The 25,286-nt window shown below is 62.4% G+C and carries 27 protein-coding genes; 10 read left to right on the top strand and 17 right to left on the bottom strand.

Features of this window, described 5'->3' with window-relative positions:
* Positions 1 to 25: 25 nt before the first annotated feature.
* Entirely contained in the window at positions 26 to 2,296 is a 2,271-nt protein-coding gene (locus Q8S60_RS13005; RefSeq protein WP_305275552.1) for a TonB-dependent receptor domain-containing protein, read from the bottom strand.
* 143 nt (positions 2,297 to 2,439) lie between these two features.
* Complete coding sequence (locus Q8S60_RS13000; protein WP_305275553.1) at positions 2,440 to 3,666, bottom strand: bifunctional alpha/beta hydrolase/OsmC family protein; 1,227 nt, start codon at positions 3,664 to 3,666, stop codon at positions 2,440 to 2,442.
* Between the two features lie 229 nt (positions 3,667 to 3,895).
* On the opposite strand from Q8S60_RS13000, the gene Q8S60_RS12995 reads away from it, so the two are divergent.
* Positions 3,896 to 4,735 carry a PRC-barrel domain-containing protein gene (locus tag Q8S60_RS12995; protein WP_305275554.1) on the top strand — a complete coding sequence of 280 codons (840 nt, stop codon included), beginning with the start codon at positions 3,896 to 3,898 and terminating at the stop codon, positions 4,733 to 4,735.
* A 311-nt stretch (positions 4,736 to 5,046) separates the two neighbouring features.
* On the opposite strand, the gene Q8S60_RS12990 is transcribed toward Q8S60_RS12995, so the two are convergent.
* Positions 5,047 to 6,792, bottom strand: coding sequence for a sensor histidine kinase (locus Q8S60_RS12990; protein ID WP_305275555.1), 1,746 nt, complete (start codon positions 6,790 to 6,792; stop codon positions 5,047 to 5,049).
* A 48-nt stretch (positions 6,793 to 6,840) separates the two neighbouring features.
* The gene (locus tag Q8S60_RS12985) at positions 6,841 to 7,050 is read right to left on the bottom strand and encodes a NepR family anti-sigma factor (protein ID WP_305275556.1); all 210 of its coding nucleotides are present in this window, start codon (positions 7,048 to 7,050) and stop codon (positions 6,841 to 6,843) included.
* Between the two features lie 206 nt (positions 7,051 to 7,256).
* On the opposite strand from Q8S60_RS12985, the gene Q8S60_RS12980 reads away from it, so the two are divergent.
* Positions 7,257 to 8,051: a response regulator gene (locus Q8S60_RS12980; protein ID WP_305275557.1), complete on the top strand. Its 795-nt coding sequence runs from the start codon at positions 7,257 to 7,259 to the stop codon at positions 8,049 to 8,051.
* 64 nt (positions 8,052 to 8,115) lie between these two features.
* On the opposite strand, the gene Q8S60_RS12975 is transcribed toward Q8S60_RS12980, so the two are convergent.
* From Q8S60_RS12975 to Q8S60_RS12945, 7 genes are all read right to left on the bottom strand, one after another.
* Entirely contained in the window at positions 8,116 to 8,718 is a 603-nt protein-coding gene (locus Q8S60_RS12975; protein WP_305275558.1) for a sigma-70 family RNA polymerase sigma factor, read from the bottom strand.
* A gap of 4 nt (positions 8,719 to 8,722) precedes the next feature.
* On the bottom strand, positions 8,723 to 9,028 hold the full coding sequence (locus Q8S60_RS12970; RefSeq protein ID WP_305275559.1) for a NepR family anti-sigma factor: 306 nt from the start codon (positions 9,026 to 9,028) through the stop codon (positions 8,723 to 8,725).
* A 190-nt stretch (positions 9,029 to 9,218) separates the two neighbouring features.
* Positions 9,219 to 9,416, bottom strand: a complete 198-nt coding sequence (locus Q8S60_RS12965; protein WP_305275560.1) for a CsbD family protein — start codon at positions 9,414 to 9,416, stop codon at positions 9,219 to 9,221.
* Positions 9,417 to 9,603: 187 nt separating this feature from the next.
* Positions 9,604 to 9,771 carry a DUF1328 domain-containing protein gene (locus Q8S60_RS12960; RefSeq protein WP_305275561.1) on the bottom strand — a complete coding sequence of 56 codons (168 nt, stop codon included), beginning with the start codon at positions 9,769 to 9,771 and terminating at the stop codon, positions 9,604 to 9,606.
* A gap of 59 nt (positions 9,772 to 9,830) precedes the next feature.
* Entirely contained in the window at positions 9,831 to 9,968 is a 138-nt protein-coding gene (locus tag Q8S60_RS12955; RefSeq protein ID WP_305275562.1) for an entericidin A/B family lipoprotein, read from the bottom strand.
* Positions 9,969 to 10,074: 106 nt separating this feature from the next.
* A complete protein-coding gene (locus tag Q8S60_RS12950; RefSeq protein WP_305275563.1) occupies positions 10,075 to 10,575 on the bottom strand; it encodes an MgtC/SapB family protein in 501 nt (166 codons plus the stop codon).
* A gap of 48 nt (positions 10,576 to 10,623) precedes the next feature.
* Positions 10,624 to 10,899 carry a hypothetical protein gene (locus tag Q8S60_RS12945; protein ID WP_305275564.1) on the bottom strand — a complete coding sequence of 92 codons (276 nt, stop codon included), beginning with the start codon at positions 10,897 to 10,899 and terminating at the stop codon, positions 10,624 to 10,626.
* 244 nt (positions 10,900 to 11,143) lie between these two features.
* Here Q8S60_RS12945 and Q8S60_RS12940 point away from each other — a divergent pair, with 244 nt between their 5' ends.
* Complete coding sequence (locus Q8S60_RS12940; protein ID WP_041535765.1) at positions 11,144 to 11,296, top strand: DUF3309 family protein; 153 nt, start codon at positions 11,144 to 11,146, stop codon at positions 11,294 to 11,296.
* 17 nt (positions 11,297 to 11,313) lie between these two features.
* On the opposite strand, the gene Q8S60_RS12935 is transcribed toward Q8S60_RS12940, so the two are convergent.
* On the bottom strand, positions 11,314 to 11,853 hold the full coding sequence (locus tag Q8S60_RS12935) for an MOSC domain-containing protein (protein WP_305275565.1): 540 nt from the start codon (positions 11,851 to 11,853) through the stop codon (positions 11,314 to 11,316).
* Between the two features lie 416 nt (positions 11,854 to 12,269).
* Between Q8S60_RS12935 and Q8S60_RS12930 the strand changes: the two genes are divergently transcribed.
* Positions 12,270 to 12,770: a transposase gene (locus tag Q8S60_RS12930; RefSeq protein ID WP_305275566.1), complete on the top strand. Its 501-nt coding sequence runs from the start codon at positions 12,270 to 12,272 to the stop codon at positions 12,768 to 12,770.
* 15 nt (positions 12,771 to 12,785) lie between these two features.
* Here the strand turns inward: Q8S60_RS12930 and Q8S60_RS12925 are convergent, their stop codons facing one another.
* The 4 genes from Q8S60_RS12925 to Q8S60_RS12910 form a co-directional block, all read right to left on the bottom strand.
* The gene (locus Q8S60_RS12925) at positions 12,786 to 13,238 is read right to left on the bottom strand and encodes a DUF5330 domain-containing protein (RefSeq protein WP_305275567.1); all 453 of its coding nucleotides are present in this window, start codon (positions 13,236 to 13,238) and stop codon (positions 12,786 to 12,788) included.
* 87 nt (positions 13,239 to 13,325) lie between these two features.
* Positions 13,326 to 13,700: a response regulator gene (locus Q8S60_RS12920; RefSeq protein ID WP_305275568.1), complete on the bottom strand. Its 375-nt coding sequence runs from the start codon at positions 13,698 to 13,700 to the stop codon at positions 13,326 to 13,328.
* Between the two features lie 148 nt (positions 13,701 to 13,848).
* The gene (locus tag Q8S60_RS12915; protein ID WP_305275569.1) at positions 13,849 to 14,226 is read right to left on the bottom strand and encodes a PleD family two-component system response regulator; all 378 of its coding nucleotides are present in this window, start codon (positions 14,224 to 14,226) and stop codon (positions 13,849 to 13,851) included.
* Positions 14,227 to 14,318: 92 nt separating this feature from the next.
* The gene (locus tag Q8S60_RS12910; protein ID WP_305275570.1) at positions 14,319 to 15,965 is read right to left on the bottom strand and encodes a TadG family pilus assembly protein; all 1,647 of its coding nucleotides are present in this window, start codon (positions 15,963 to 15,965) and stop codon (positions 14,319 to 14,321) included.
* Positions 15,966 to 16,203: 238 nt separating this feature from the next.
* On the opposite strand from Q8S60_RS12910, the gene Q8S60_RS12905 reads away from it, so the two are divergent.
* Positions 16,204 to 17,244, top strand: a complete 1,041-nt coding sequence (locus Q8S60_RS12905; protein WP_305275571.1) for a hypothetical protein — start codon at positions 16,204 to 16,206, stop codon at positions 17,242 to 17,244.
* Between the two features lie 96 nt (positions 17,245 to 17,340).
* Here the strand turns inward: Q8S60_RS12905 and Q8S60_RS12900 are convergent, their stop codons facing one another.
* Positions 17,341 to 19,017: a ShlB/FhaC/HecB family hemolysin secretion/activation protein gene (locus tag Q8S60_RS12900; protein WP_305275572.1), complete on the bottom strand. Its 1,677-nt coding sequence runs from the start codon at positions 19,015 to 19,017 to the stop codon at positions 17,341 to 17,343.
* Between the two features lie 585 nt (positions 19,018 to 19,602).
* Here Q8S60_RS12900 and cpaB point away from each other — a divergent pair.
* Genes cpaB through Q8S60_RS12875 form a run of 5 tightly spaced genes read left to right on the top strand, consistent with a single transcriptional unit; the run spans position 19,603 to position 25,276 of the window.
* Positions 19,603 to 20,505 (top strand): Flp pilus assembly protein CpaB, encoded by a 903-nt coding sequence (gene cpaB, locus Q8S60_RS12895; protein ID WP_305275573.1) that lies wholly within the window; start codon positions 19,603 to 19,605, stop codon positions 20,503 to 20,505.
* 43 nt (positions 20,506 to 20,548) lie between these two features.
* Positions 20,549 to 21,913, top strand: coding sequence for a type II and III secretion system protein family protein (locus Q8S60_RS12890; RefSeq protein WP_305275574.1), 1,365 nt, complete (start codon positions 20,549 to 20,551; stop codon positions 21,911 to 21,913).
* A 6-nt stretch (positions 21,914 to 21,919) separates the two neighbouring features.
* Entirely contained in the window at positions 21,920 to 23,116 is a 1,197-nt protein-coding gene (locus tag Q8S60_RS12885; RefSeq protein ID WP_305275575.1) for a response regulator, read from the top strand.
* Positions 23,113 to 24,339 carry a CpaF family protein gene (locus Q8S60_RS12880; RefSeq protein ID WP_305275576.1) on the top strand — a complete coding sequence of 409 codons (1,227 nt, stop codon included), beginning with the start codon at positions 23,113 to 23,115 and terminating at the stop codon, positions 24,337 to 24,339. Before Q8S60_RS12885 ends, Q8S60_RS12880 begins: the two co-directional genes overlap by 4 nt.
* A gap of 13 nt (positions 24,340 to 24,352) precedes the next feature.
* Positions 24,353 to 25,276, top strand: coding sequence for a type II secretion system F family protein (locus Q8S60_RS12875; RefSeq protein WP_305668616.1), 924 nt, complete (start codon positions 24,353 to 24,355; stop codon positions 25,274 to 25,276).
* Positions 25,277 to 25,286 lie beyond the last annotated feature (10 nt).

Raw genomic sequence — 25,286 nt, 5'->3', positions numbered from 1 at the left:
TCAACTTTGGATGAAGGCCGGCCCCTCAGAATGTGAAGCGAACGCCGCCCAGAATGGTGCGGGGCTTGCCCGGCCGGGCACCGGCCGGATCGAACGAGACATTGTAGACCTCGTCCGTCAGGTTCTCGACGATCCCGAGCAGCGTCACGCCCGGCACGATGTCGTATTCCGCCGACAGGTCGAAGATGATGCGCTCGTCGATCAGCTGGTTGTACGGGATCGCGCCCGTACCGGCGACCGAACGGGTCTCGTCGACATAGGAGGCGAGCAGATGGGTCCGCCAGTTTTCGCCTTCGAGGCCCGCCGTCAGTGTCAGCTGGTGCTTCGGCAGATAGGGCAACTCGTCGCCCGCCGTCACCGTGCCCCACGGGCCGAAGCCGCTGGAGAAGCTCGTCTTGAACTCTGACGTTGTGTAGGTATAGACCACGCCGAGCGGCACGTTGAGGCCGATCCCGAGCAGGCGGCCCGCATCGTAGCCGGCCGTCACCTCAAGCCCCTTTACATCCACCTCGCCACCGTCGAACTGCGCGCCGATCGTGCAGCCGCCGCCTGTCGAGGCCGTGCAGGTGCCAAGCAGGTTCGAATAGTCGTTGAAAAAGCCGATCGCCTCGAAGGTGAATTCGCCGGCACCGTAGCGGAAGCCGCCCTCGTAGTTGACGGATGTTTCCTCGCTGGACGTGGAGCCCGGCCCTGGCGCGGCGAACCCGCGATGCACGCCGCCGACGATTTGCCACTCATCGGTCAGGTAATAGGTCGCGCCGACACCCGGAATGAATACATCGATCGAGTTCTCGAGAACGGCAATCGGCGCAGTGCGGGCAGGGTTGTTGAGCGCATAGTCGGTGCGGCGCAGCTTGATCGTCTCGTAGCGCAGGCCGGGAACGAGGGTGAGATTTCCCCAGTCGATCGTGTCGCGCACGAAGAAAGCCCATGCCTTGGCGTCGCCGACGCGGTTTTCCTGGCTGCCCGGCGCGCCCGCCGTGATCAGCGTCAGTTGGCCGCCGGTCATCGCATATACGTCCTGGTTCTGGAAGCGGTCTTCTTCGTCCTGATGGTAGCGTGCCGAAGCCTCGACGAAATGCGCGATGTCGCCAGTCAGGAATGTTGTACCGAGGACCGACTGGATGCCGGCGGTATAGTATTCGCGGTTATTGTTGCGCACACGGATTTCGCCGTCGGCGATGCCGCGCAGGATGTCGCGCTCGGTGCCGTTGGCAGGGTCGCTGATCGCGCTGGAAATGCTGGTCCATGCGGGCGCACCGGTCTGCCGCACATCGTTGATCTTGTACCAGGCGCGCGCCGTTTCGGTGTAATAGGCCGTCGTCGTCAGATTGGTGTCGTTGTCGAAGTCGACGCGGTGCGTGCCTTGAAATATCTTGTGATCGACATTCATCTCGTCGAGACGGCTCGCCGCGTAGCGCCGGTAGGGATTGGTAGCGAAATCGGCGGGGGTGAGGCCAAGATAGGTCTCATCGGAATTTTCGTCCGAAACCTGCACCTTGAATTCGAATGCCTGGCGCAGACCGGAGCCGGCCTTGCTGCGGAAGGCGAGCTTGCCGACATAATCCTGAATGTAGTAGCCGGTATCTCCGCCGCCATCGACCGTCTTGAAGCCGTCGGTGCGGTCCTGCAGCGTCTCGAACAGGATGCCGACGTCCCACGCTTGGTTCATCGGCACCCAGCCGCCGGCATAGCCGTGAACGCGAAGTGTGTTGTCCTCGCCGCCCAATACTTTCAGCGAGCCCGACAGGCTGCCGTCTTCATTGTCCGGGATCGAGGTCGAGAATAGATTGATCGCGCCGCCGACGGTTGAGGGACCGTATTTGATTGCGGCCGGACCCTTGGTGATCTCGATCGCTTCCATCCGGCCCGTGAAAGGGAAGTAATAAGCGGCGGGAGCCGCATAGGGCGCCGGCGCCATCAGCACGCCGTCTTCCATAACGACGATCTTGCTGTTGCGATCGTTGCCGGAGCCGCGAATACCGATATTTGGGCGAAGGCCGTAGCCGTCCTCTTCCTGAATCTGGACGCCGGGGACGAGGCGCAAGGTCCGATTGATGTCGGTATAAGAGAACGTCTCGAGCTCTTCCTTGTCGATGAAGGTGACCGAGCCGCCGACCTCGGAAGTCTCCTCGGCCGTGCTGGTGACGACGAGGCCCTTGAGGATATGGACGGTCTCCTCCTTGAGCGCTGACGCTTCCTCCTGCGCGAGAGCGGGGCCTGCGATCAGGGCGGCGGTCAGAGCGAAAGCTCCCCGGCCGCGCAGCAAGGTGGATGTGTGCTTCAACGATTTCATGAGATCCCCCGGGCGTTCTGCTGTTCCAACGGGAGGTTCATATATCTTTTACAATTCTTTGTACATGCGACTGACTCGCATTTTTTTTCGCAAATCTGCCCAAACCGGGAAATCGAGATTTTCGACGAGTGGCTTCGGGAGGCTCAGCTGGAGGCGATCTTGGTGACGACCACGGAGCTTCGCTCAAGCGTTCGATGGACCGGGCATTTGCCGGCTATTTCCTTGATTTTCTCGCCTATCGCGGGATCGAAGCCGCCCTCGATGCGGATGACCCGCTCGAAGCGGTCGATATAACCCTCTCTTCCCCCGGCGCACTCCTCGCAGTCCTTTGCATGAACTTTCTTGTGGTCCACCGTGACGGAGACGCGGCCGAGATCGAGGCCCTTGAGATCGGCATACATGCGCAACGTCATGGAAGTGCAGGCCCCGAGCGCGATCGACAGGAAATCGTAGGGGTTCGGGCCGCTGTCGAGGCCGCCATGGCTTTCGGGTTCGTCGGCCAGCAGACGGTGAGCGCCGCTCGACACGCGCTGCTGGAACTTGCCCACGCCGGTTTCCGAAACGGTGACGCCTTCTCTGCCCGGCTCGTCTCTCTCCTCCTCGCCCGCGCCGATGTAACGTGAGGCCCACGCGCCCAGCACCTCCGCGACATAAAGGGCATCGTTTCGCTTTGCGAGGAGGTGGCTTGCCGTATCGAGCGAGACGAAACTCTTCGGATGCTTTGCCGCGTCGAAAATCCGGGCGGCATTCTCGATGCCGACCGTCTGATCGAGCGGTGCGTGGAAGATCAGCAATGCTTTTCTGAGCGAAGCGACGCGGGCGGCGATGTTCTGTCCGCGTACATCGTCGAGGAACTGCTTGCGGATCGAGAATTTGCGGCCTGCAAGCGTAACTTCCGCTTCTCCGGTTTCCTCGATCCTGGAAAGGTCGGCGTGGAAGTTATGGATGACATGCTCGGCATCCGCCGGCGCGCCGATGGTGGCGACCGCTTTCGCTTCCGGCACGTCGCCAGCGGCCGCAAGTACGGCCGCCCCGCCGAGGCTGTGGCCGATGAGGATGGACGGCGCCTCGTATTGGCGCCGCAGAAAATCCACCGCCTGCAGAAGATCGGCGACATTCGACGAGAAATTCGTATTGGCGAACTCGCCGCCGCTCATGCCGAGCCCTGTGAAGTCGAAGCGCAGCACGCCGATACCGCGCTCCGCGAGCGCAGCCGCAATGCGTTGCGCCGCAAAAATATCCTTCGAGCAGGTGAAGCAATGGGCGAAGACCGCATAGGCCTTCGGTGGTCCCGGCGGCAGATCCAGCAGTGCCGCAAGCACATCGCCCTGCGCGCCGTCGAAAACAACCTTGGTCGAACGAATGGCCATTCGATGTGAGCTTTCTTTCAACCTGGCGCACAAAAGCGCGTTGCCTGTCTTCTTTATCCGACCATGCAGAACAGCCGGAGGGAACCCGGAAAATGGGACAAAAACGCGGCCAATTGTGAGGAATGGAGCGAAAATAAGATTCGGAACCCCTCCTGTACGTACCCGTTGACTAACCATGAGCCGCGCCGGTGCCCACCGGCGCCGCCCAAACGGAAACAGGAGAAACATCATGAAGCGGCTTTTCACGACAACCGCGCTGGCTGCGTCGATGGCCCTTGCTTCGGCTGCCTATGCGGCCTCAGACGACGCGAAGAACGCGCCGCGGGAGATGACGCCGTCTGCCACCGAGATGCAGGGCGACATGAATACCCAGGATAGGGGTATGCAGGGCCATTCCGCCACCGGCACGGCGATCGATGCGCAGAGCGCCACGAACCAGACAAGCGATGCGCTCAACATCAACGGCGACGCTGCGGTGATGTCGGAGACGGCAATTTCAACACGCGATCTGATCGGCGCAACAGTGATCGGCCCGGACGGAGAAAGTGTCGGTTCGGTCAACGATCTGGTGCTCAATGGCGATAATGCGGTCGAGCAGGTCGTCGTAACGGATGGCGGCATTCTCGGTTACGGCGGCAAGGAAGTCGCAATCGACTTCGAAGGCGCCTCGATTACCCGCGATGAAAATGACGAACGCGTCGTGCGTATCGGCATGACGAGCGAGGCACTCGAAGGTGTCGCTGAATTCGACAAGGCGCCTTATGAAGATGCCGGCAACAAGCTCGGCAGCTCTTATCTCGACCGTGAGGTCCAGCTTGCTTCGGCAGACGACAACGCTGGCTCGGTCAGCGACCTCATTCTGGACAGCGAAGGTACCGCGCAGTATGCGGTTGTCGACTTCGGCGGCCTGCTCGAAATGGGCGATACCCGGGTCGCGGTGGAGATTGACGAGCTGACGCCCGCTCCGGCTGATGAACCCCTCAAGCTCGCCATGACGGAAGACCAGCTCCGTCAGGCACCGAGGTTCCATTACGATGCCGAGGACGTCGCCAACGCCGGCGACATGTAAACGATCGTCGATAGTGAACGGGGAGGCCCGGCCGGTGAAACGGCCGGGCCTTCTTGCGTCCGGATCGACCTAACGACGTGCAGCGCGGCCGGGCACACGTCGAGCGGCGCGGATGGGCGCCATATCGCGATCTGGGGAATTTCGGGGAAAGGGACCCCCGGTCCAGTGGGGCTTGGGGGGCGGGGAAATCTGGACCGGGGGCTGCAACGATTACGGGGTCTCGAGAGACGCCTTCATCATAATTGCAATGGAAGAACGCCCTCCGGCAGGAACCGTTCCACGCGACATGAAAAAAGAATTCTTCCGGGAAACTAGACCAGCACGGGCAGGGTGACGGTCACGACGCAGTTGTCCTCTCCCAGCTCCATATGCGCCCGCAGCTGCCGGATGAGGCCCCGGAAAAGATTGATATGGCCTTCGTCCGGGCGATTTTGCATCAGACTGCCGAGCACGGGTTGATCCACTTTCATGGTCAAGGTCGCGCCACCGCCCGGCCGTTCCGACAGGTCGAAATCGACCTGGGTGGCGGGATGCCCTTCCGGCGAGAGGCTCGACGTGGCGGCCGCAATCAACTCGGTCACGAGGAAAGCAAGCGTGAGAGCGGCGTCCGGCAGGGCGAAAATGGTGGTCGGGCTCCGCATCGTCAGCACTGGCCGGCCCCATTCCGTCGAGAGGTGCCGCTCTATCGACTGGCACAGGTCCTTCAGGAGGACCCCCAGGTCCACCGCCCGGAAGTCGTCGCCTTTGTAGAGTGCGCTGTGAACGGTGCCGAGGGCGTTCAGCCGTCTCTGGATATCGAGAAAGATCGCCATCTGCTCAGGCGTCTTGGCGCGCCGGCTCTGCAGGTTGAGGAGACTGTTCATCACCTGAAGGTTGTTCCGCACGCGGTGATTGACCTCCCGCACAAGCGCCTTCTGGTGCTCCAACGCAGCGCGCAGCGCTTCGTCTCGCGCCTGGATGGCACCGGCCATCGTGTTGAACTTGGTTGCCAGCGCCTGGACCTCTTCAGGCGCGTCAGGGTCGTCTTCGACGCGCGCAGTCTCGTCCCCCGCGATGTAGCGGCGAATGGCATGCCGAACCCGGTTCAGCGGATCGATGACGCTGCGCTCTGCCGCCCGTCCGGCGAGGAGGCTCGCCGCAATCCAGATGAGCAGGGGAAAGGCGATCACGAAGTAAAGGAGCGCTCGCGCTATCACCGAAGGTTCGTCAGGCTCCTCCGCATAGACGCCGAAGATATTGCCGGGAAGAGCTGTGATGACGTAGGTGCGGGTAGTCCCGTCCAGGCCTTGCTGAATGAAAGTGCCGGACATGAGATTGGTCTTGGTGTCCGAAAGCGAACCGGGCAGCCACGAGCCCACGGGCGTCCCCCTGGTGCGCTGCGTGAGCACGGTGCGCTTGGCATCCAGAAGGGCGAGCGCGGAGGTCTCCGGCAAATCCACCCCTTGCGTGGTCAATGCCAGCGCCCGGAACGACAGGGCAACGGCGAGCACGCCAGTGGGGTTCTGGTCCATATCGTAGCTGGGCAGAGCTGCGATCAGCGCCGTGTCGCTCGCGCCGTCGTCCCCTGCGGGCTCGCTCGCCGACCAGACCGAGAAGGTCTGCACCTTCACCGCGTCGTCGACCCATGCGGGCTCTGTCGCGGCCCCTTCCGGGGGAGGTGCTGGTCCGCGGCACGTCGTGGTTCCGTCGAGCGCAATAAGGCGGAGGGAAGAGATATCCTTGTGCTGGGCAGCGATCCGGCGAAAGGTGTCGTTGCAGGATTCCCGGTCCGACGGGCGGCTGGCAGGCAGAGCGGAAACTGTCTCGAGCAGGATGCTCATTTCCTGCAATGCACTTCCCTGACTGGCCAGCACGGCTTCGCCGCGCGCGACCAGAGCCTTGTCCCGCAGGGATTGGTGATGGAGTGCAATGGCATACTGGGCAATCTCCGCCCCGAGACAAAGCGGCAGGAGCACGATCGCCAGCCGGATCGCTATCCGTGTCCGGAGCGTCGGCCGGGCGTGGCGTCGACCCTCCAGGCGCCCCAGCCAGTTTCTCAATACGGTCAATGACAGCAAACTCAGCCCCAGTTCTGGCCCGCACAAACCCCGGCTGGCCGTACTTTGCTAATCCGGGCTGCCTTCAGGCTTCGATTTCGACAATTGCTCGAGGAGCCGGGAGAATTCATCGGGGATCGGCTCGCTCAGGACCTTTTGATAGGCACGCCTCAGCCCCGTGCCGAGCGCCTCTCGCCGGGCGCTCTGTTCCACTTTGTCGCGCGTATCCGCAGATTTGCCATCCGATGGCTTTACCTGCTTTTCTGTCTCATCCGTCACGCTTTCACCGCACAATCGGCGTCGACTTCAGGACGTTCGCGGTTGCGGCAAACGCAGAAGGCGAGGAAAAATTTTCTTCGAGAAATGAAACTCTTTTGTTTTCCAAGGGTTCCTTAGGACTACCACTTTTTTGCGAATGATAATTCGCAGGCACTCGCGTCGCAACTCGGTTAGGATTGCCGACCATATACGGAGTTCTAAAAGTAATGTCACTCGCAGACAAAATCGCCCCCCTTCTTCCGCATTTGCGCCGTTATGCACGCGCCCTCACCGGGAATCAGAAACGCGGCGATGCCTATGTACGTTCCCTTCTTGAAGGAATAATCGCGGATGACAGCATCGTTAATCACGCAATGGACCCGCGTGTAGGCCTTTATCGCGCATTCCATGCCATTTGGGCCACCACAAATCCGGATGCGGCGCAGCCGGATGAAGCGACGGGAATGGAAAAGATCGCCGCGGACCGGCTGTCCCAGATAACTCCCATCAATCGTCAGGCACTGCTTCTGACGGCAATGGAGGGTTTCAGCAATCACGAGACGGGTCTGATCCTTGATGTGAACGCGGATGAAGTGGCCTCTCTCATCGATGCCGCCTTGAGGGAAATCGACAGTCAGATTGCGACGACGGTCCTCATTATCGAAGACGAACCCATCATCTCCATGGATCTGGAGCAAATCGTGCGCGATCTCGGCCACGATGTGATGGCGATCGTCGTGACGAGAGAGGAGGCGTTGAGCGCCGTCAACAAGAGCAAGCCCGGTCTCGTGCTTGCCGACATCCAGCTCGCCGACGGGAGCTCCGGCATCGATGCCGTGAAGGACATCTTCGCGCGCTTCCAGGTGCCTGTGATTTTCATCACCGCCTATCCGGAACGGCTGCTCACGGGCGAACGTCCGGAGCCGACCTTTCTCATCACCAAGCCTTTCCTGCCGAGCACCGTCAAGGCGGCGATCGGTCAGGCGCTTTTCTTCAACGACGAAGAAGCGAAAGCGGCCTGACGGGCATCGCCGCCGAACAAAAGGCCGCCTCTGGGCGGCCTTTTTTGTCTTGTGGAGCGGCAACTCAGCGGGTGAGTTTGTCCATTGCGCTCATGATGGCGTCGGTGGTGTCTCCCGCCGACAACATGCTTTCCGAACGTGCCGGCAAGACGCCGGTATCGATCATCTCGTCGAGTGCGACGCGCGCACGCGCCACGCGGCTTTTCACGGTACCGACCGCACAGTCGCAAATCTCCGCCGCCTCCTCATAGGAAAAACCGCCTGCGCCAACGAGAATGAGCGCCTCGCGTTGCGCCGCCGGCAGGCGCATCAGGGCACGCTGCAAATCGGACAATTGCATCTGGTGGTCCTGATGGGCCGGCGTTGCGAGCTTCCGCTCTGCAACGCTGTCGTCCCACTCTCCGGAGAAACGGGAGCGGCGCATCTGCGACAGGAACTGGTTGCGCAGGATCACGAAAGCCCAGGCGCGCATATTGGTGCCCGCCTTGTAACGTTTGCGCGCCGCCCAGGCTTTCAGAAGCGCATCCTGCGCCAGGTCGTCCGCCATATCGGGCTTGCCGCACAGATTGCGCGCAAAGGCGCGTAGATGAGGAATGAGCTGTTCCAGTTCCTTTTTGAACTCGGCATCGCTCAGTGCTTCTGACGTCTGCTCATTCTCTTGCTTCATGGCGTCAGTTCTTTTTCCCGGCATCGAGCTTCTCCAGCAGCCTGGTAAACTCCGCTGGTATGGGTTCATCCGCCACATCGCGATACATTTCGCGCAGCCGACGGCCGAGCACGGCGGTGCGGACGGGGGCATCGCGCCTTCCTTGCCCCACGAAATTCCTGCTCCACTCGTTCAGCCTGTCATTCATCATTCTCGAACTGGTCTGTTCTTCCGGTGCGAATATCGAATTCGCAACTTTGGGTGATACTGCTCTCATATCAACGCCCAAGAGGTCGAAAGGTTCAGATATTTTCCGCAATGTCAACGACATAGCATGCTCCGCGGACGGTCAAACAGGGCTTTTGTGCAGTTGTGTCGTGAGACATCGGGTGCCGGCGCTTTCGCGGATTGGCAAAATTCCGTAGACGGATGGCGTGGGACGGGCTCGCCAGCAAACGCAAATCCGCCGCCGGTTCAACGCAGGAACCTGGCGGCGGACGAAATGAAGGGCATCGCGAGGATCAGTGCCGCGACAGCCACTCGTCGATTTCCTTCTCGGCAGCTTCCTTCTGCTTGCCGTAGCGCTCCTGAAGGAGCCCGGCCAACCGGTCGCGCTTTCCTTCGATCTTCTGCAGATCCGAATCCGTGATGTCGCCCCAGGCCTCCTTGACCCGGCCTTTCATCTGCGTCCAGTTGCCTTCGACTTGATCCCAATTCATTTGCCGATCTCCCACGTTGGTTTATGAGGCTTGCCGGGCTTCGCGCCGCGGCGTTCGACAGACAAACGGACGGCGCTTGGAAAAGGTTCCGCCCGATGGGGTTATGGACGCCTCCGGGCGCGGTCCGAATGCAGGGAGGAGCTCGTGAAGAGATCCTCCCGCACCGCTCGCATCCTGCGAAGGGAAGTTAGCGTGGACGTCGCACCACGCCGAAAATCAAACTGACGACAAAGAGCACCAGGAAAATGAAGAAGAGAATCTGCGCGATGCTTGCCGATGCGGACGCGATGCCGCCGAAGCCGAGCACTGCCGCGATAATGGCCACAATGAAGAAGACTGCTGCCCAATAGAGCATTTCGATCACCTCGATTGTTCGTTTTGATTCCGCCTGATTTCCGTTCTCGCGCGACGCGGCTACTTGGCGTCGTTCGCGGTATCCTCGATCGCAGCGCCGCCGCGCTGGATGTCCTGCCCGGCACCTTCGACAGTATTGCAGGCAGAAAGGCCGATCCCGGCCACGAGAAGAGCAAGCACGGCAAAAATCTTGTTCATGACGGGGAACCCTCTGTTGCAAGCCGGAATGCGGCCCGGATGTACGAGATAACGGAGAGGGAAATGGAAAGTTCCATCGCGGCCGGCGGCGGCACGGCCTGGATGCCTAACTCTCGTCCATGCCGTCCGGGTCTTTTTCCTTGCGCGTGCGGATCAGCCTTGCCTCGAGTGGCCGTAGCGCGACGAGAATAATTGCTCCCAATACAACGGCAACGAGACCGAGCGCATAATTCTCGGTGCCGCAAGCGACGCCGAGTGCTCCGGCGAGCCACATTCCGGCGCCCGTGGTTAGACCTTGCACTTGCCCCCGCATGTGGATGATTGCCCCTGCGGCGAGAAAGGCGACACCCGCCGTTACCGCCTCGATGACGCGGATGGGATCGGCATTGCCGTGCGCGCCGCGCTCGACGAATTCCTCGTGAAGCTCCAGCGTGAGGATCGTGAAGATCGCGGCGGCCATCGCCGTCATCATATGGGTGCGTAATCCCGCCGGGCGATCGCGCGCTTCGCGGTCGATGCCGATAACGCCGCCCATTGCCGCCGCGGCGCCGAGCCGCAACGCATAGTCGAGCACACCATAGGTTTCGAACAGCGATTCAATATCCATGCAGCAACGCCGCCACCCGTCACGGATCGGGAGGCGGCTTCCGTCGCCCTAGCGGAAATTCATCGGCCGCGGGCGGATGTGCAAGTCCCGCTCGGCGCGCTGGGCGAGCGCCAACTGCAACATCAGCCAGGCCACGCCGCTCAAGGTAAGCGCCGAGAACAAGGCCATGATAGCCAGAGGAAATGCCCAACGCATCATGTCGAACGATTCCGTCAGCGGACGGGCAACAAGAATGCCGCCAATGAAAAGCAAACCGCCGCCGACCCAGAAAGAACGCAGACGCCGCTCCCATTTGCGTTGCGTGACCTCCGAAATGAAGCTCATGCCCGTGTCTCCCGTTACCGATGCGGTGAAAAAGTGAAAGACCTGTGGCGAAAACGCGGCGGCGCCGAATCGGTTTCATGTGTTTCGGGAAAAAAGAGCACAGCGGATTCGGCGCAAGTTGTCGGCGCCGTAAGGATTGCCGCTGTTTTAGGCACTAATGGAAAACATTGAAGAGAGTGGTGAGGGAACCCGCTGGACACGGCAACGTTTCCATATCATCGCAATCCGGCCGGGAGCCAAATCGATGAGCACAATTCTTCTCGTTATTCTCATTCTGCTGATTATCGGTGCGGTTCCGTCGTGGCCCTACAGCCGCGGCTGGGGCTACGGCCCGAGCGGTCTGCTGGGCGTGTTGCTGATCGTGCTGATTGTCTTGCTGCTTACAGGCCGGGTCTGACGCCAACCGGCCGCGCGTCACACCGGCATCAAAGCGCGGTGCGGTCCCGTTGGCAGTGCAACGTGAATGATGTCGCCGGGTGATACCGGGCCGCTCTCGATCACGATCGCCATCACTCCCGCCTTGCGGACCAGGTTGCCCTCCGTGTCGCGATCGAGAACGGCCGCCATGAGGCCCGGCCTGAAGCGGTCGAGCTGGATGCAGGGATTGCGCAAGCCGGTGATTTCGATAACGGCATCGCCAATGGAGAGCCGGGTGCCTGTGGGGAGTGCAAGCAGATCGATCCCGCGCGTGGTTATGTTCTCTCCCATGTCGCTTGGCCCGACGTCGAAACCGCGCGCGGCGAGTTCGTCGTGCAGTTCGGCATGGATGAGGTGAACCTGCCGGAGATTGGGTTGCGTGGGATCGCGTGCGATGCGCGAAAGATGCTGCACCGTCGCCCCGCGATGCGCATCGTCCTCGACGCCTTGCCCCGCGAGCAGGCGAATGCGGGGGACCGGGGTTTTGCTGAACTCGTGGCTGGCGCTTCTTGCGACCGCCGTTACCAGTCCGTTCATCGTCGCCCCCTGCTTCGCATGCCGCTCGCTTCCATGGAATAGCGGATGGCCGGGGGCGTGCACAAGGCGGACGCGATTACATAATTCGACCTAATTCCCCATGACTTGGCAGGGTCGGTTGCGACAATTGAAAACGAGCTGAATGGAAGTTGTCGAAAAGGGCGCCGGCCCATCCCCGGTGACATGGAAGAGTAAGGCAGGAACCCTGCGAATTCGCCGGCCTCACGAGCCCCCCACTCTGCACACAAGGTCGCCAGGATTACAGGAATGCCGGTTGCTCTCCCCGTCGCCGTCTCACCGGTGCCCGCCCGAGGCTGGCGTCGCGCATACCGCGAACCCCCCACGCGGCGCGGCCTCGGGAACTTCCGTTCATGCTCGCGGAAAATAACAGGCGAACGAACGCAAGCGAGTGAAGAATGTCGCATGAGCCACAATACGCAGTGCGTGCCTACCACTCCCGGCACAGCGAACCGGATACGCGCGTAGCACGTCCCCGCTCGATTGCGGAAACGCTCGACTCCGAAGAAATCTGCCGTGAGATTCTCGAGAAGGCCCGCTGGCCCGGCGGCCCCGTCTGCATGAACTGCGGCGCTCATGGTGCCGCAAGCCGCCTGACGACGCGCCCGGGGCTGTGGACCTGCAAGGCCTGCCGCCGCTGCCAATACAGCGTCACCTCGGGTACACAACTGCACCGTTCCCGGTTGCCCGTTTCCGCCTGGGTGAAACTTTTCTACGCGACCGAAATCAGAAAGCAAAACCTCACCGCGTCGCAAGTGAGCAGACGCTTCAACGTCGCCTATCTGACGGCGAAGAGCATGTTGCAGCGTGTGGAAGCCTTGAAGCGCGACATGCCGGAGATGGCGCAGAGGCTTGAGGATCAACTCCGGGCGCTTGCAGGCCCCGCCGGCCAGAGCTGATACGGTCGAAGCCGATCAGAAGGCGCTCTGCCGGGCAGGAGGCGCCGCCGGCAGGAGGGGGTAGGCGCCGCGATAGCCCTCAAGCGGCCGATACTCCGCGTCCGGATCGATTTCCGCCGTTCGGGCGCCGTCTTCCTCATCCGCCCAGTTTACGATACCCGTCGCAATATCGCGGATGCCCATCGCCGCGCGAACCAGCAGTTCGCGGCCCGACTGGCAGGCAAGCGGCTGACGCTCGCAAAAGCCTGACGCGTCGCGCGCCGCATGCGAAACGACGATCTGTGCATTGGTGAAGGTGGAAAGCCGGTCGGCGATTTCAGGCTCCGCCGCGCGGGCTTCGGGTCCATCCGAATAAGTCGCGGGCATGAAGCGGGGTTCGGCCGCGACCGGATCGGCGGGCTCCGCAAGTTTGATGGCATGTCCAACCAGAACCAGTACCATCAGGGATTTGATCGCGAACTTGATCATGCCTGTCCTCTGCGAATGAGGTTAGGCAGAACCTATCAGTTTTCAATAGGTTAAGAGCGTCGAACTTGGTGAGTAGTGGTTAATGCCTCAGGCGGCGTCCGCTTGTCCCAAAGCGGAACGCAGGAAATCCGTAATCTTGGCGAGCTGCACGGGTTTACGGAAAACCGCGACCGCGCCGCAATCGGCGAGACTCGCATAATGGTAGGTTTCGCTCTCCCCGGTCATCAGCATGACGATGACCTTGTGATTGAGGTTCCGCGCCGCCTCGGCCACGCGGACGCCGTCCCAGCCGGGCATGTTCACATCGAGCATCAGAATGCGCGGCCGCTCGCTGGCGATCCGTTCGATGGCTTCGTGACCATCGTTCGCCGTAATGACGTCGAGATTGTTCCCGCGCAGGAACTCGGCCATTTCCTGCAACTGCACAGGGTCGTCGTCGGCGACAAGCACGCAAGCACGCATCTCAGGCTCCAGGACAGCGGCGATGGCGGGCAATCCGCCGTTGCCCTATGAAAGGGCAGCGGACTTAACCCCCGGTAAATTCACCTGTCCCAAGGCGGCGCGCTTGTGTCGACTTTTGTAAAAGGGCGGAGTGCCGGGGGTGCCGGAATTACGAACGGCTTCCGGAGAGAAGCCCGTCGAGTTCGGAAAGGCCGAATGGTTTCGACAGCGTGCCGAGCAGGCGTATGCCATGCGCCTCGCAGAGCGCGCTTCCGGCACTGAGGAGATTGTCTCGCGCCCCGGACATCATGATGACCGAGGTCGCGGCCTTGCGGGGGCTCTGCGCGAGAACCTGCAGCGCCTCGAAACCGTTGAACTCCGGCATGTGCACATCGAGCAGGATGAGGTCGGGTTCGAATGCGGCCACCAGCGCGGAAAAATCCGTCCGTCCCTTCCGCGTCGCTGTCGTCTCGAAGCCGCGCCGCGCCAGCGCCTCCGCGCATTCCTGCGCGAGGTCTTCATCGTCGTCATAGATGAGTGCGCGCATGACGCTCTTCCATCCGTTCGTTCCGGGCCGGTCACCCGATTTCTAGACTGCCCCGCCGTAACTGTGTGAGCCGAATTGCAGAGAAGTGTCGCCTAGAGAACAAGCACCGGCGCATTGCAGCGGACGCCGTGAACGATCATGTCCAAGCCTCCGAGCTTGACGCCGAGTGTTCGCAGTAGAGAATTGAGAACAGGGTCGAGGGCGCCCAAAACCTCGCTGACGACCGTGAGGAGCGAGTCCAGTACCCCGTTCAAGATATCAGGCTGGACTTCAAGTGCGTTCGCAAGCCCCGAGATCACGGAGACATCCGACGACATTTCCTTAACTTGCGGTGGAACGCTGTCTATATCGCTCTGCGTGAAACTGAAGTCCGTGGGTCCACCGGATGCAATAGGATATGAACCTCGGGCACTCAATTGAATATCCGGAAGAAGGGGAACATCGATCGTGGCAAGCGGAAATGTCGAGCCGGGTGTTGCGCCATAATGTGCGATACCCGCTTGCGTTGTTGCTGTAAGGACGGTCCGCGTGCCGGCCGGCTCGCAAGGAATATCGGCGACTGTCGCTTGTCCCTGTCCTGCGGCGATACGGATTGGAATCAGAATATTCGAACTGAGCAGACCTGAAATGCCTGTATTGATTGCGATTTGAAGATCGATGGTCACCTGCGATGTGTGGACACTGTCGCCAATCTTGCCGACCGCCATCCGCGCCATCGGTTCGCCGACGACTACGTTTCCCGTCACCGAGGCAAGCGGTGGTAGTGTGAAGGCGATCCCGACCGCTTGTCCTTCGCCCATCGCGGTGGCCGCGCCCGAGACCAGATCGAACAGATTGAACGTCAATCCGTCGCCCAGCCCCGACCCGATGGACCCGATTGTCCGCCCGGCAAAGGGAGCGGCATCGACGATCCGGTCGAGCGGTACCGACACGCCGGCAGCCGGCAATTGTGCGAGGGCTTGCAGCGCATTGGCCCGGTCGCCTTCATAAGTGTCGCTGTTCAACACTTCCACGGCTGCGGCGACGAGATCGCCGAGCGTGACATTCGCGCTCAGCAGGTCGCCATAGGTATCGGACCCCGCCTCCAGTCCGACCTCGGTCGCCAGCGCATCGAGAAATGAAAGCGCATTGATGTTCGCATTCGCGAGCCCGTTATAGTCGATCAGCGACAGGTTCAGCGTGGTCCCCAGAAGTCCGCCGAGCACCTGGTTGGCCAGGCCTTCATTGAGTTCGGCAACGCGCGTCCCCGCCGAAAACGAAACGGTCTTCATGTATGCCGCCGTCGACACGGTGCTGATTTCGGTCAGATTGCCGAAGCCGAACACGCGTGCGAAATAGGTCGGCGCCTGCGAGCTTTTCAATACGCGGATAGCGTTGATTTGCGGCGGCTCCGTGGTGCCGTCCGCCTCCGTAAAGCGATCCTCCGGGGCAAGCGAGGGGTCGGCAACGTAGATGCCGCGCACTGTTGTGATGCCGGCGGTCGAATAGTCGTTCATATCGAAAATGGATGCCGCCGCGGCCTGCGCTGCTTCCGCGCTCTGAAGTTGTCTTACGGCGCCGAGCGCTGCGGCGTCGGTTGCCGCCTGCAGGTCCCGCCGCGCATAAAGCATCGCCCCCGCATCGATGACGATCATCGCGACCGCGAGCGAGAGCACCAGCGCGCCGACGGCCATCACCGAGACGACGCCCCGCTCGTCGCGCCGGTAGCGGCGCAAGAGTTCCATCGATGAGAGCGGCATTCGTTTCCTCCGCATCCCGGCTTCTGTCGGCTCCACTAGAACGCCGGGAAGTTACCTAACGATAAACGAAGAATCCTCCGTATGCGCACCAGGAGCAAGGTCAGTTAAGCAGGGGCACACAAATAGACATAACCCCACACCCTTTCATAAAGCGCCGTTCTACAAAAAAAGGCAGGGAAGAGAAGCGCCTGCGGCCGCCTTTCGGGGCTGGCGCGGGACCGGAACGGGAGGAGCAAACGTGTCGGGAAAAGCTCTGGTCGCCTCCGTGGTCTGTCTGGGTCTTGCCGCTTGCGGAACCGACAAGATCGCCATGTCGTCGGAAGTCGGCGGCGGAAGCGGCAGCCGTGTCGTTGCCGCCGGCGCGAATAATTCGGGCGGCAGCGGCGGTGCGGCTTCAGGGGGCGGCTCCGGCCTCGGCGTAACGGGCGGTGGCGGCATTCTGGACAATGTTGTAGGCACCGACCCGCTCGGCGGCTATCTCGACGATATGTTCGGCCCCGGCAATCCGGTCAGTTCCATTCTGGGCTCGGGCTCCGGCGGGCTGCTCCCCTCGGCCGCGGCGGCGCTTGCGGGCGATCCCGATGCCGAAGTCGTCGGCCTCGGCATCATGGGCGAGGGCGGCGTCATCGCCGATCTCGCCGGCGCGGACATGCTTGGCGGCCTCCTCGACACGGGCGGCGTCGTCGGCGCCAGCATCGCCGGCGGCAATGACGGGCTTCTCGGTGCGCTCCTGAACGACCAGGCGGCGAACCCGCCGCTCGCGCCGGTCGCCGGGCCGCTGGCCTCGGCCCTGCCTGTCTCGGCGCTGACGGACGCACTCGCGGGCCTCCCCGCTCTCGGCGTCACGGGCAGCGGCGGTCTCGTCGCAGATCTCACCGGCACCGACCTCGCGGGCAATCTGCTCGGCCAGAACACGCCCGCCGGCGGTGGCGATGGCGGCCTTCTCGGCAATCTCCTGCCCGCGGGCGAGCCTGCGCTTGGATATATCGGCCAGTCGACGACCGGCATCCTCAATGTGATCGCGGGCAATGAGCCGAGCCCGAGCCAGAGCGTCCTCGCGCCGGCCATCCCCGTCCTCGAAAATATCCTGGGCACGGGCGCGGGCATTGTCGGCGGTGCTGCCGCTCCCGTCACCGGCTCTCTCGGCGGCCTGCCTGTCGTCGGCGGCGCCCTGGGCGGCACGCAGTCGGGCACCGGATCGACCGCACCGGTCACAGGTCCGGTCTCCGGCATCGTCGGCGGCCTGCCCGTCGTCGGTGGTCTTCTGGGCGGGAATTGATCCCCATGTGAACCCCCCGGGGAGTCCTTATCGGGTTCCTCAAACGGAAGGCCCGGCGATTTTCGCCGGGCCTTTTCAGTTCAGGCAGGGCGCGTATCAGAACCGGACTTCAAACGAAACGAACAGCCGGGGGTCCTTGTCGTCCTGCGCGATCGGTGTGCGGTTGATCGGCTTGTCGAGTTCGAGGCCGACCGAGAGCCAGCGCCGGTTGGAGACCGTCACGCCGATACCCGTCGAAAGCAGCCGCGCATTGCCTTGCTGGTCGACCTCGGTATTCCACACCTGCGAATGATCGAGGAAAGTATAAGGCGTCACCGACCAGCCGCCGAACATCTCGACATCGAAGCGGTAGCTCGCCTGTATCGACGCACCGAAGCCGCTGTCGCCGCTGATTTCGGAATTGTTGTAGCCGCGTCCGAAGCGCGCGCCACCGAAGCTGATTTCCTCGGAGCTGAAAAGCGAGTCCGGGCTGTACTGGCCTTCCATGCGAAAACCGAGAAGCAGCCGCTCGGTCGCCGCATAGCCCAGGCTCGCGCCGCTCTGCACCTTGATGAAGTTCGCCGTGGCGCCGAGGCGGGAATGGAGCGTGTTCTCCGGCCCCGCGTCCCAGAGCGAAAAGCCCTGCGTCACGCGCAGATGCGATCCGAGCGAGAGGCGTTCGTCGAGCTTCGCGACGTAGCTGCCGCCGATATGCGCGGCTCTGATCGCGTCCTTGCTGTAGGTGAAGCCGTTGACTTCGTTTTTGCCATCCGTGAAATAGGCACCGAAGAATGTTGTGAGCGTCTCGGTGGTCGCGCGGATCAGCGGATAGCTCAGCAGAAAGTCGACCTGCGTGCTCGTGCTGACGAGTTCGATGCCGGGGGGCATATCCGCCGCTTCGGACTTCGCATAGGCCGCGCCGATCGATGCCCGCAGTCCGTCCGTGCCGATGAAGGTGGAAAAGGCGCCGCGAAAATATTGCTGCGCTTCGATTTCCGGTGTCGCGAGCCCTGTGATCGACAACTCGTCGCCAAACCCGAATATATTGTTGAGCGCGCCCGTGAGATAAGCCTGAAATGGCGCATCGTCGAGATTGGCCCTGTTGTCCAGTGCCGTCGACACGGTCAACGTCTTGCTCTCGACCGTGAGCGCGAGCGTTGCCGCGCCGGAATAGACATCCATCGACTGCAGCTGGCCGCCCAGCGTCACGCCGGGAATGTCGCTGATGAGGAGCAAGTAGCGCTCGAGCGTTGCCGTGCGCAGCGGCTTTTCCGCGACGATCCGGCGGCTGAAATCCTCCACCATGCGGCGCACGGCCGGATCGGCGGCGTTGATCTGGATTTCGCCGACGAAGCCTTCGACGACGCGAACGATGAGGGCGCCGCCTTGCAGCACCTGCACGGGAACATAGGCGCGGCCGAGCGCATAGCCAGCGTCGGTATAGAGCGCGTTCGCTCCATCCAGCGCGGCGCGCAAATCCGCAGCTGTGATCTGACGGTTGAGAAGACCGTCGAACTGTGCTGCGAGCGCGCGCTTGTCGATGACCGTGGCGCCGACCACGCGGACGCTCGAGACGCGGAAGTTGAGAACCTGTTCGGAGCCGTCCGGCAATCCGAGATCTTCCTGCAGCTCCGGCACTTCGCGCCTTTGCAGGTCGGGTGCGGGCGGCGGCGGCGACAGAACGGTACCGGGCGACGGCGCCGTCAAAGGCGGCGCGCTCTGCGCGAGCGCGGGATGGCAGAGCATCGTCATGGCCGATGCGGTGATGAGAAACGTCTTTGTTCTACGGAACACTGATCCCTCCGCCTCGTTTCGAGGTCCCTGAGGGCAAATGGTACAGCGCAAGGAAAAACAATAAAGACGAGTACTGTCTTTAATTTGAGTAACACGGAAACTATCCGTGTGCGGTTTGTCGAGCTACGTGCGAGTTGTTCGACTTGTGTTCAATTAAAATCTCCACGATTCAGTGCGATATCTCCCTCACACTTCCAACTATCTCTTTCTCGTAGTCACATCGCTTGGGCAAAATATCGCCACAATGCGCACCAAGCTTGTGTGAGCTTGTTTGGAAGCGAAGCCCCGCGATTCTATGCGAGAGAAAGATGATGTTCGGCGAAAGACCGTCCGCCGATGAATGCTTTAGGTCAGCGATATTTCCATACTGACGGCATGGACAATCCGATGCAGAGCTCCGCATTGCGCGCAGAATAATGTTGCGGCTTTTCGGCAAAATACGCCAAATGAAAAGTGTAGTATTAGGACTTTATTGGCGAACCTGATTCTTACACTGGAAGGGTACGCGAAGACGACATCCGGGCATCCGGATCATCGAGATGTGGCGCTGGGGGGCGCCGGTTGGACGAGAGGGAGGAAAGCCATATGAATTTCGTGCAGCGGATTCAGCGAAACCCCGTGCTTCTTCTCGGGCTGGGCATTGCGCTCATCGTCGCTGCCGTCGCGCTCATCTGGCTCAACATTTCCGCGAGAGATACACCCTCCCATCGGACGGCCGAACGTCCCGCGGGCGATGGCCTCGATGCCGAAACCGCCGTGAGTGTCCTTGTCGCGACGCGTGACGTGCCGCGCGGTCAGACGATTTCAAGCGGCGATGTCATGCTACGGCGCATGGCGGGGCCTGCACCGGCAGGGAGCTTCGCCGACGCCGCGCCTGCCGTCGGCCGCGTCGCCACCGACGACATTCGTGCCTCGCAGATTGTCTTTCAGCACAGCCTGAGCACCGAGCCCGCCGCGGCGGGCATCGCTGCTTTGGTGCCGGAAGGCCAGCGCGCCTTCGCGATTCGCGTCGTCGAGGAAGATATCGTCGGCGGTTTCCTGCAGGCGGGCGATCGTGTCGATGTCTTTGCCACATTTCCCGGTGCGGTCTATGGGCAGCAGGGCGGCATCGGTCAGCGCGAAGGCGACCGGAGCAAGAGCACGCTTCTGCTTCAGGATATGGAGGTTCTCGCCGTCGGTCCCGCCTTGTCGCATCAGGGCGGCCAGGCGAATGCCGGCGCGCGGACCGTAACGGTCGCCGCACCGCCCGGCGCGCTTGCGCGCCTCGCGCTCGCCGGCCGGCTCGGCCATGTCACGCTTGCCATCCGCAATCCGGCCGACCGGGACGTCGCGCCCGCCGAGCTTGTCGCGCTCGACGATCTCGGGCCCGCCGGCGCGGCCGTGGCGCCCGTCGAAACGGCAACGGAAAATGAAGCGGGCCGCTCCGGCGGGCACCGCATCACGATTTACTCCGGCGCAAATCAAAGCACCGTTACGACACCACGTTGAGAGAAGGATGTCCGGGGAGATGATGAAGAAAGGGCGGGGGAGAGTGAGGCAGACGTTCGACCGATCCGGAGCCGCAATCTCGTTTGCGCTCTTTACTTTCCTCGCAGTTCTTCTGTTTTCCCATGCGGGCGCTCTCGCGGCGGATGCGACCCTCAGCATCGCGACCGGCGGACAGCGCATCCTGAAGCTCGGGCAGACGGTGGACCGCATCGCGATCGCCGACCCCGCCACCATCGACGTGAAGGTGATTTCGTCGCGCGAGTTGCGTGTGCTCGGTCAGAAGGAAGGCACCACCGGCCTCACCATCTGGTTCACCGGCGGTGCCTCGCAGTCCTACCACGTGGTGGTCGGCGCCGATCTTGCCGGCCTTCAGTCCGAACTCGGCCGCGATCCCACGCTCTCCGACGTGAAGGCCGTTGAAACGGGCAAGGGCGTGGTCCTGAAAGGGCAGGTCTACAGCCTCGACGCACAGCAGCGCGCCCGGACGATTGCGCAATCCTATCTCGGCAAGGAAGTGAACGACATGACGACCGTCGCCGACCGCCGCATGGTGGCCGTCGAGGTCCGCTTCGCCGCCGTTTCGACAAGCACGCTGAAGGCGCTCGGCTTCAATTTCCAGAGCCTCGACAACAACTTCCAGTTCGCCGCTCTCGGCCCGAGCTCCGGCACCGGCTTCGACTACACGCCGGGCGTCGGCTTCGACCCCAACACCGACCTGCCGATCGGTCAGGCTTTCAATCTTCTGATGGCATGGCCGGGCAGCAACGTCCTCGGTGTCATCAGCGCATTGAGCAGCGCCAATCTCGCGCAATTGCTCGCCGAACCGACATTGCTCGTGCGCAGCGGCGAGGATGCGGCGTTCCTGGCGGGCGGCGAGATCCCGATCCCCGTTCCGCAATCCGGCGCCGGCAACGGCACCGTGACCATCGAATACAAGAAATTCGGCGTCCAGCTCGACGTCGAGGCGACCGTACTCGATAATGACAGGATCGTCCTCAAGGTCAGCCCGGAGGTGAGCGAGCTCGATTACACGAACGCGCTCGTCGTGCAGGGCTTTCGCATTCCCGCGCTCCGCACCCGCTCGACCCGCACGACCATCGAGCTCGGCGACGGCCAGAGCTTCGTCCTGGCGGGGCTCATGTACAGCACCTCCGGCAACGTCGAAGATCGGCTGCCCGGCATCGGCGAGTTGCCGATTATCGGAACTTTCTTCAAGCGCACGCAGAACGCCCGCGAGCGTCAGGAGTTGATCATCGTGGCGACGCCGCGCCTCGTTTCGCCGATGGAGGCAGGCGAGGTTCCGCCGCTGCCCGGCGAGGGACAGATTTACGATCCGACGGTGGGAGAGAACCTGCTCAACGTGAACACGCTCGACAAACATGTCGTCAAACACGGTCTGATGAGGTAGCGCCAGATGCAACGCGTTCTCCTCGTCTCCGGAGACAGACAACTGATCGCTCAGGTCAAGCAGGCGCTTGAAGCGACGTCGACCGTCATGTCGGCCGACCCCGCGGTCGACAATGTCGAGGATGTTGCGAGCCAGTTCCAGCCGCAAGGCGTACTGGTCGACAGCGATGTCCGCATGGGCGCCCGCACGGCTTTCGAGCGCTTGTCCTCCATCCGCGCCTGGTTTCCCGATCTGCCGATGATCGTGATCGGCAACGAAGCTGGCGCGCAGCTTATCCTCACCGCCATGCGTGCGGGCGCACAGGACTTCCTCGACCGCGATGCGGCCGAAGACGACATGCGCAACGTCGTCGCGCGCCACATCGCCAGCGGCCGCCCGCGCAGCGCCGCCGCCTCCCATATCGTGACGGTGCTGAGCGCGGGTGCCTCCGAGGAGGATGGCGACTTCGCGGTCAATCTCGGCGCCGCCATTGCCGCCGCCCGGCCGCGGGACGGTGTGCTGCTCGTCGATCTCGGGCTGCCCGCCAGCAATGCCGCGATCTCGCTCAATCTCGATCTTTCCTTCCGCGTCAGGGAAGCGGTGAAGGAAATGTCCCGGCTCGACCGCGCGCTGCTCGATTCCGCGCTCGCCCGTTGCCCGCGGTCCGGCCTCTATGTCCTGCCGCTGGCCATCCACGGCGAAGCGGATACCTGGGCGGTCAATGTTCACGATCTCCGCGCGCTGCTCGAAATATGTCAGTCGCTCTACGACGTGGTGATCGTCTCCTGCGGGCCCTTTTCGCAACAGGAAGAACTCCTCGGGCTGCCGGGCGAAGGCGCCCTCTTCTTCCTGCCCTGCAACCAGCGCTTCACCTCCATCAAGGGGGCGGCGGAAATGCTGCGCTTCGTGCGGCAGGTTCGGTCCGGCGAAGGCGAGCCCGTGCTTGTGGTCCATGAATTCGCGCCGGGCATGGCGCCGGATGCGGCCGGTATCAAAAGCGCCGTCGGTGCGGCCCACGCGATCGAGCTTCCGGTGCGTTGGCATCAGCTCGCGGAAAGCGTCAACAGGGGCGAACCGCTCTCGCTCGACGCATCCACGCCTTATGCGCAGCAGCTGTCGCGCCATCTCGAAGACCTCGGCCTTGTGCCTCGCCTCGCGGCGGAGGGCGAGCGCATGCAGCCGATCAAGATGTGGGCGCGCAAGCTTCTCGGAGTCTTGCCATGAAGTCGATGCAGCCCTACACGCTCGAAACCGGCAATCCCGTCAGCGATATCGGCATTTCGGATCGCTACCAGGAGATCAAGTTCCGCGTCTTCGACCTGACGCTTGAATATCTCGACCAGCAGGGCGTGGAAGGGGAAACGATTCCGCTCGCCGCGCTGCAGGATGAGATCGCCCGTGCCATTGCCGTTGTCCTGATGTCGCGCGGCATAGCGCTCAACATGCGCGAGCGGGCGCAGCTCATCGAGGACGTGCAGAACGAGATCGTCGGCTTCGGTCCGCTGGAACCCCTGCTCCGCGACCCGACCGTCGACGACATCATCGTCAACGGCCCCGCGAATATATATGTCGAAAGGCGCGGCGAGCTTGAACTCGTGCAGACCCGCTTCCGCGATACGACGCATCTGATGAACGTCATCCAGCGGATCGTCAGCCCCATAGGCCGCCGCGTGGACGAGGGCACGCCCTATGTCGACGGACGCCTTCCGGATGGCTCGCGCGTCAACGTCATCATTCCGCCCGTGGCGCTCGACGGACCGATCCTTTCGATCCGCAAGTTCAAGCACATCCCGATGACGGGCGATGATCTGGTGCGCAACGACACGATGACGCCGGAGATGCTGAAATACCTTTCCGGTGCCGTGCGCGGCAAGCGGAACATTCTCATTTGCGGCGGCACCGGCTCCGGCAAGACGACGCTGCTCAACGTGCTGAGCTCCTATATCGGCGCGAAGGAACGCCTCGTCACGATCGAGGATGCGGCCGAGTTGCAACTCCAGCAGTCGCATGTGGTGCGCCTCGAAACGAGGCCCTCCTCGCCCGACGGTGCAACCGAGGTCACGGCGCGCGATCTGCTGCGCAACGTCCTCCGCATGCGCCCCGACCGCATCATTCTCGGCGAGGTCCGGTCGAGCGAGGCAATTGAAATGCTGCAGGCGATGGGCACCGGCCATGACGGCTCGATGGCGACGCTTCACGCGAACGGGCCGCGCGATGCGCTGGAGCGACTGGAAATGCTGATCGGCCTCCATGGTTTCTCCGCCGATCTTCAGGCGGTGCGCCGCTTCATCGCGGGCGCCATTCATTCGGTCGTGCATACGGCGCGGCAGTCGGACGGAAAACGAAAAGTGGTCTCGGTGTGCGAGGTGACGGGCATGGAAGGCCCGACCTATTCGCTGCGCCAGATTTTCTCGGAAGAGGAATCCGAGAAGAAGCGGGTTGTGTAGACAGGTGGCTTCGATGATGCAGGCATCGACCGTTCTTCTTGCCTTGCTCTGCCTCGGCGGCGGCGCCTTCGCTTTTCTTTTGCTGTGGCGCGCGCGCCGGGACATGGAAATCAATCTGCGCCTCGGCGAGATTGTCGGAATGCAGGGAAGGGCGAAGTCCGAGCTTCTCTTCGGCGGCTGGCCGGACCCGACCGCGCTCCTGCCCGCGCTTGCGCGCAACCGTCTCTATCAGGCAGGCATCCAGCTGCCGCCCGAGCGGCTGACGGCGATCCTCATCTTCGCGCTTTGCGTCTGGCTCTCGCTGATGATCCTTCTCGGCTTGCTCGTGGCGAGCGTCGTGCTTCTCAGCGCGCTCCTCATCGTCGTCGCCATTGTGGACTATCGCGCGCGCCAGCGAATGAACGCGCTTTCGGAAGCGATGCTGGGTTTCTTCGACCGCGTCAGGCAATTGCTGGTCGTAGGCAACAGCCTCTCCGTCGCGCTCGCCCGCGCCACCCAGTCGTCGCCGCCCATCGTCGTCGAATTCTTCTCACCCACCATTCGCCGGATTGCGAACGGCGCCGGCGTCGCCGAAAGCGTGAACCAGCTCGCGGAAGATCTCGATCTCTATGAGTTGCGCCTCTTCGGCACCGCCATCGAAACCAACCTCCGCTTCGGCGGCTCGTTGACCGCGATCCTGTCGAACCTGATCGACAATATCCGCCGCCGCGCCGCCGTGCTGCGCGAGGTCCGCGTCAGCACCTCGCAGATTCGTGCGAGCGCCTGGGTGCTCGGTCTGCTCCCCATGGTCGTCGCCTCCGTAGTCATGGTGCAGAGCCCGGACTATGTCCGATGGTTCATCGACGAGCCTGTGGGCCGCCAGCTTCTCGTCTATTGCGCGCTGTCTCAGATACTCGGTGCCTTCATGATGCGCAGCGTCGTGCGCACAAGCTTCTAGAAAGGAAACG

The sequence above is a fragment of the Parvibaculum sp. genome (genome assembly GCF_030694575.1).
Taxonomy (GTDB): Bacteria; Pseudomonadota; Alphaproteobacteria; order Parvibaculales; family Parvibaculaceae; genus Parvibaculum.
Note: the sequence above shows the minus strand (reverse complement) of the source record. Positions and strands in the feature narration are given on the sequence as shown.

Coding starts and splice junctions, on each gene's coding strand:
- Q8S60_RS12875 (WP_305668616.1), top strand. CDS start 24,353: ATGATGCAGGCATCGACCGTTCTTCTTGCCTTGCTCTGCCTCGGCGGC.
- Q8S60_RS12940 (WP_041535765.1), top strand. CDS start 11,144: ATGAGCACAATTCTTCTCGTTATTCTCATTCTGCTGATTATCGGTGCG.
- Q8S60_RS12915 (WP_305275569.1), bottom strand. CDS start 14,226: ATGCGCGCACTCATCTATGACGACGATGAAGACCTCGCGCAGGAATGC.
- Q8S60_RS12970 (WP_305275559.1), bottom strand. CDS start 9,028: ATGTCGTTGACATTGCGGAAAATATCTGAACCTTTCGACCTCTTGGGC.
- Q8S60_RS12950 (WP_305275563.1), bottom strand. CDS start 10,575: ATGGATATTGAATCGCTGTTCGAAACCTATGGTGTGCTCGACTATGCG.
- Q8S60_RS12955 (WP_305275562.1), bottom strand. CDS start 9,968: ATGAACAAGATTTTTGCCGTGCTTGCTCTTCTCGTGGCCGGGATCGGC.
- Q8S60_RS12920 (WP_305275568.1), bottom strand. CDS start 13,700: ATGCGTGCTTGCGTGCTTGTCGCCGACGACGACCCTGTGCAGTTGCAG.
- Q8S60_RS12885 (WP_305275575.1), top strand. CDS start 21,920: ATGCAACGCGTTCTCCTCGTCTCCGGAGACAGACAACTGATCGCTCAG.
- Q8S60_RS13005 (WP_305275552.1), bottom strand. CDS start 2,296: ATGAAATCGTTGAAGCACACATCCACCTTGCTGCGCGGCCGGGGAGCT.
- Q8S60_RS12880 (WP_305275576.1), top strand. CDS start 23,113: ATGAAGTCGATGCAGCCCTACACGCTCGAAACCGGCAATCCCGTCAGC.
- Q8S60_RS12945 (WP_305275564.1), bottom strand. CDS start 10,899: ATGAGCTTCATTTCGGAGGTCACGCAACGCAAATGGGAGCGGCGTCTG.
- Q8S60_RS12965 (WP_305275560.1), bottom strand. CDS start 9,416: ATGAATTGGGATCAAGTCGAAGGCAACTGGACGCAGATGAAAGGCCGG.
- Q8S60_RS12995 (WP_305275554.1), top strand. CDS start 3,896: ATGAAGCGGCTTTTCACGACAACCGCGCTGGCTGCGTCGATGGCCCTT.
- Q8S60_RS12935 (WP_305275565.1), bottom strand. CDS start 11,853: ATGAACGGACTGGTAACGGCGGTCGCAAGAAGCGCCAGCCACGAGTTC.
- Q8S60_RS13000 (WP_305275553.1), bottom strand. CDS start 3,666: ATGGCCATTCGTTCGACCAAGGTTGTTTTCGACGGCGCGCAGGGCGAT.
- Q8S60_RS12925 (WP_305275567.1), bottom strand. CDS start 13,238: ATGATCAAGTTCGCGATCAAATCCCTGATGGTACTGGTTCTGGTTGGA.
- Q8S60_RS12975 (WP_305275558.1), bottom strand. CDS start 8,718: ATGAAGCAAGAGAATGAGCAGACGTCAGAAGCACTGAGCGATGCCGAG.
- Q8S60_RS12980 (WP_305275557.1), top strand. CDS start 7,257: ATGTCACTCGCAGACAAAATCGCCCCCCTTCTTCCGCATTTGCGCCGT.
- Q8S60_RS12930 (WP_305275566.1), top strand. CDS start 12,270: ATGTCGCATGAGCCACAATACGCAGTGCGTGCCTACCACTCCCGGCAC.
- Q8S60_RS12960 (WP_305275561.1), bottom strand. CDS start 9,771: ATGCTCTATTGGGCAGCAGTCTTCTTCATTGTGGCCATTATCGCGGCA.
- cpaB (WP_305275573.1), top strand. CDS start 19,603: ATGAATTTCGTGCAGCGGATTCAGCGAAACCCCGTGCTTCTTCTCGGG.
- Q8S60_RS12910 (WP_305275570.1), bottom strand. CDS start 15,965: ATGCCGCTCTCATCGATGGAACTCTTGCGCCGCTACCGGCGCGACGAG.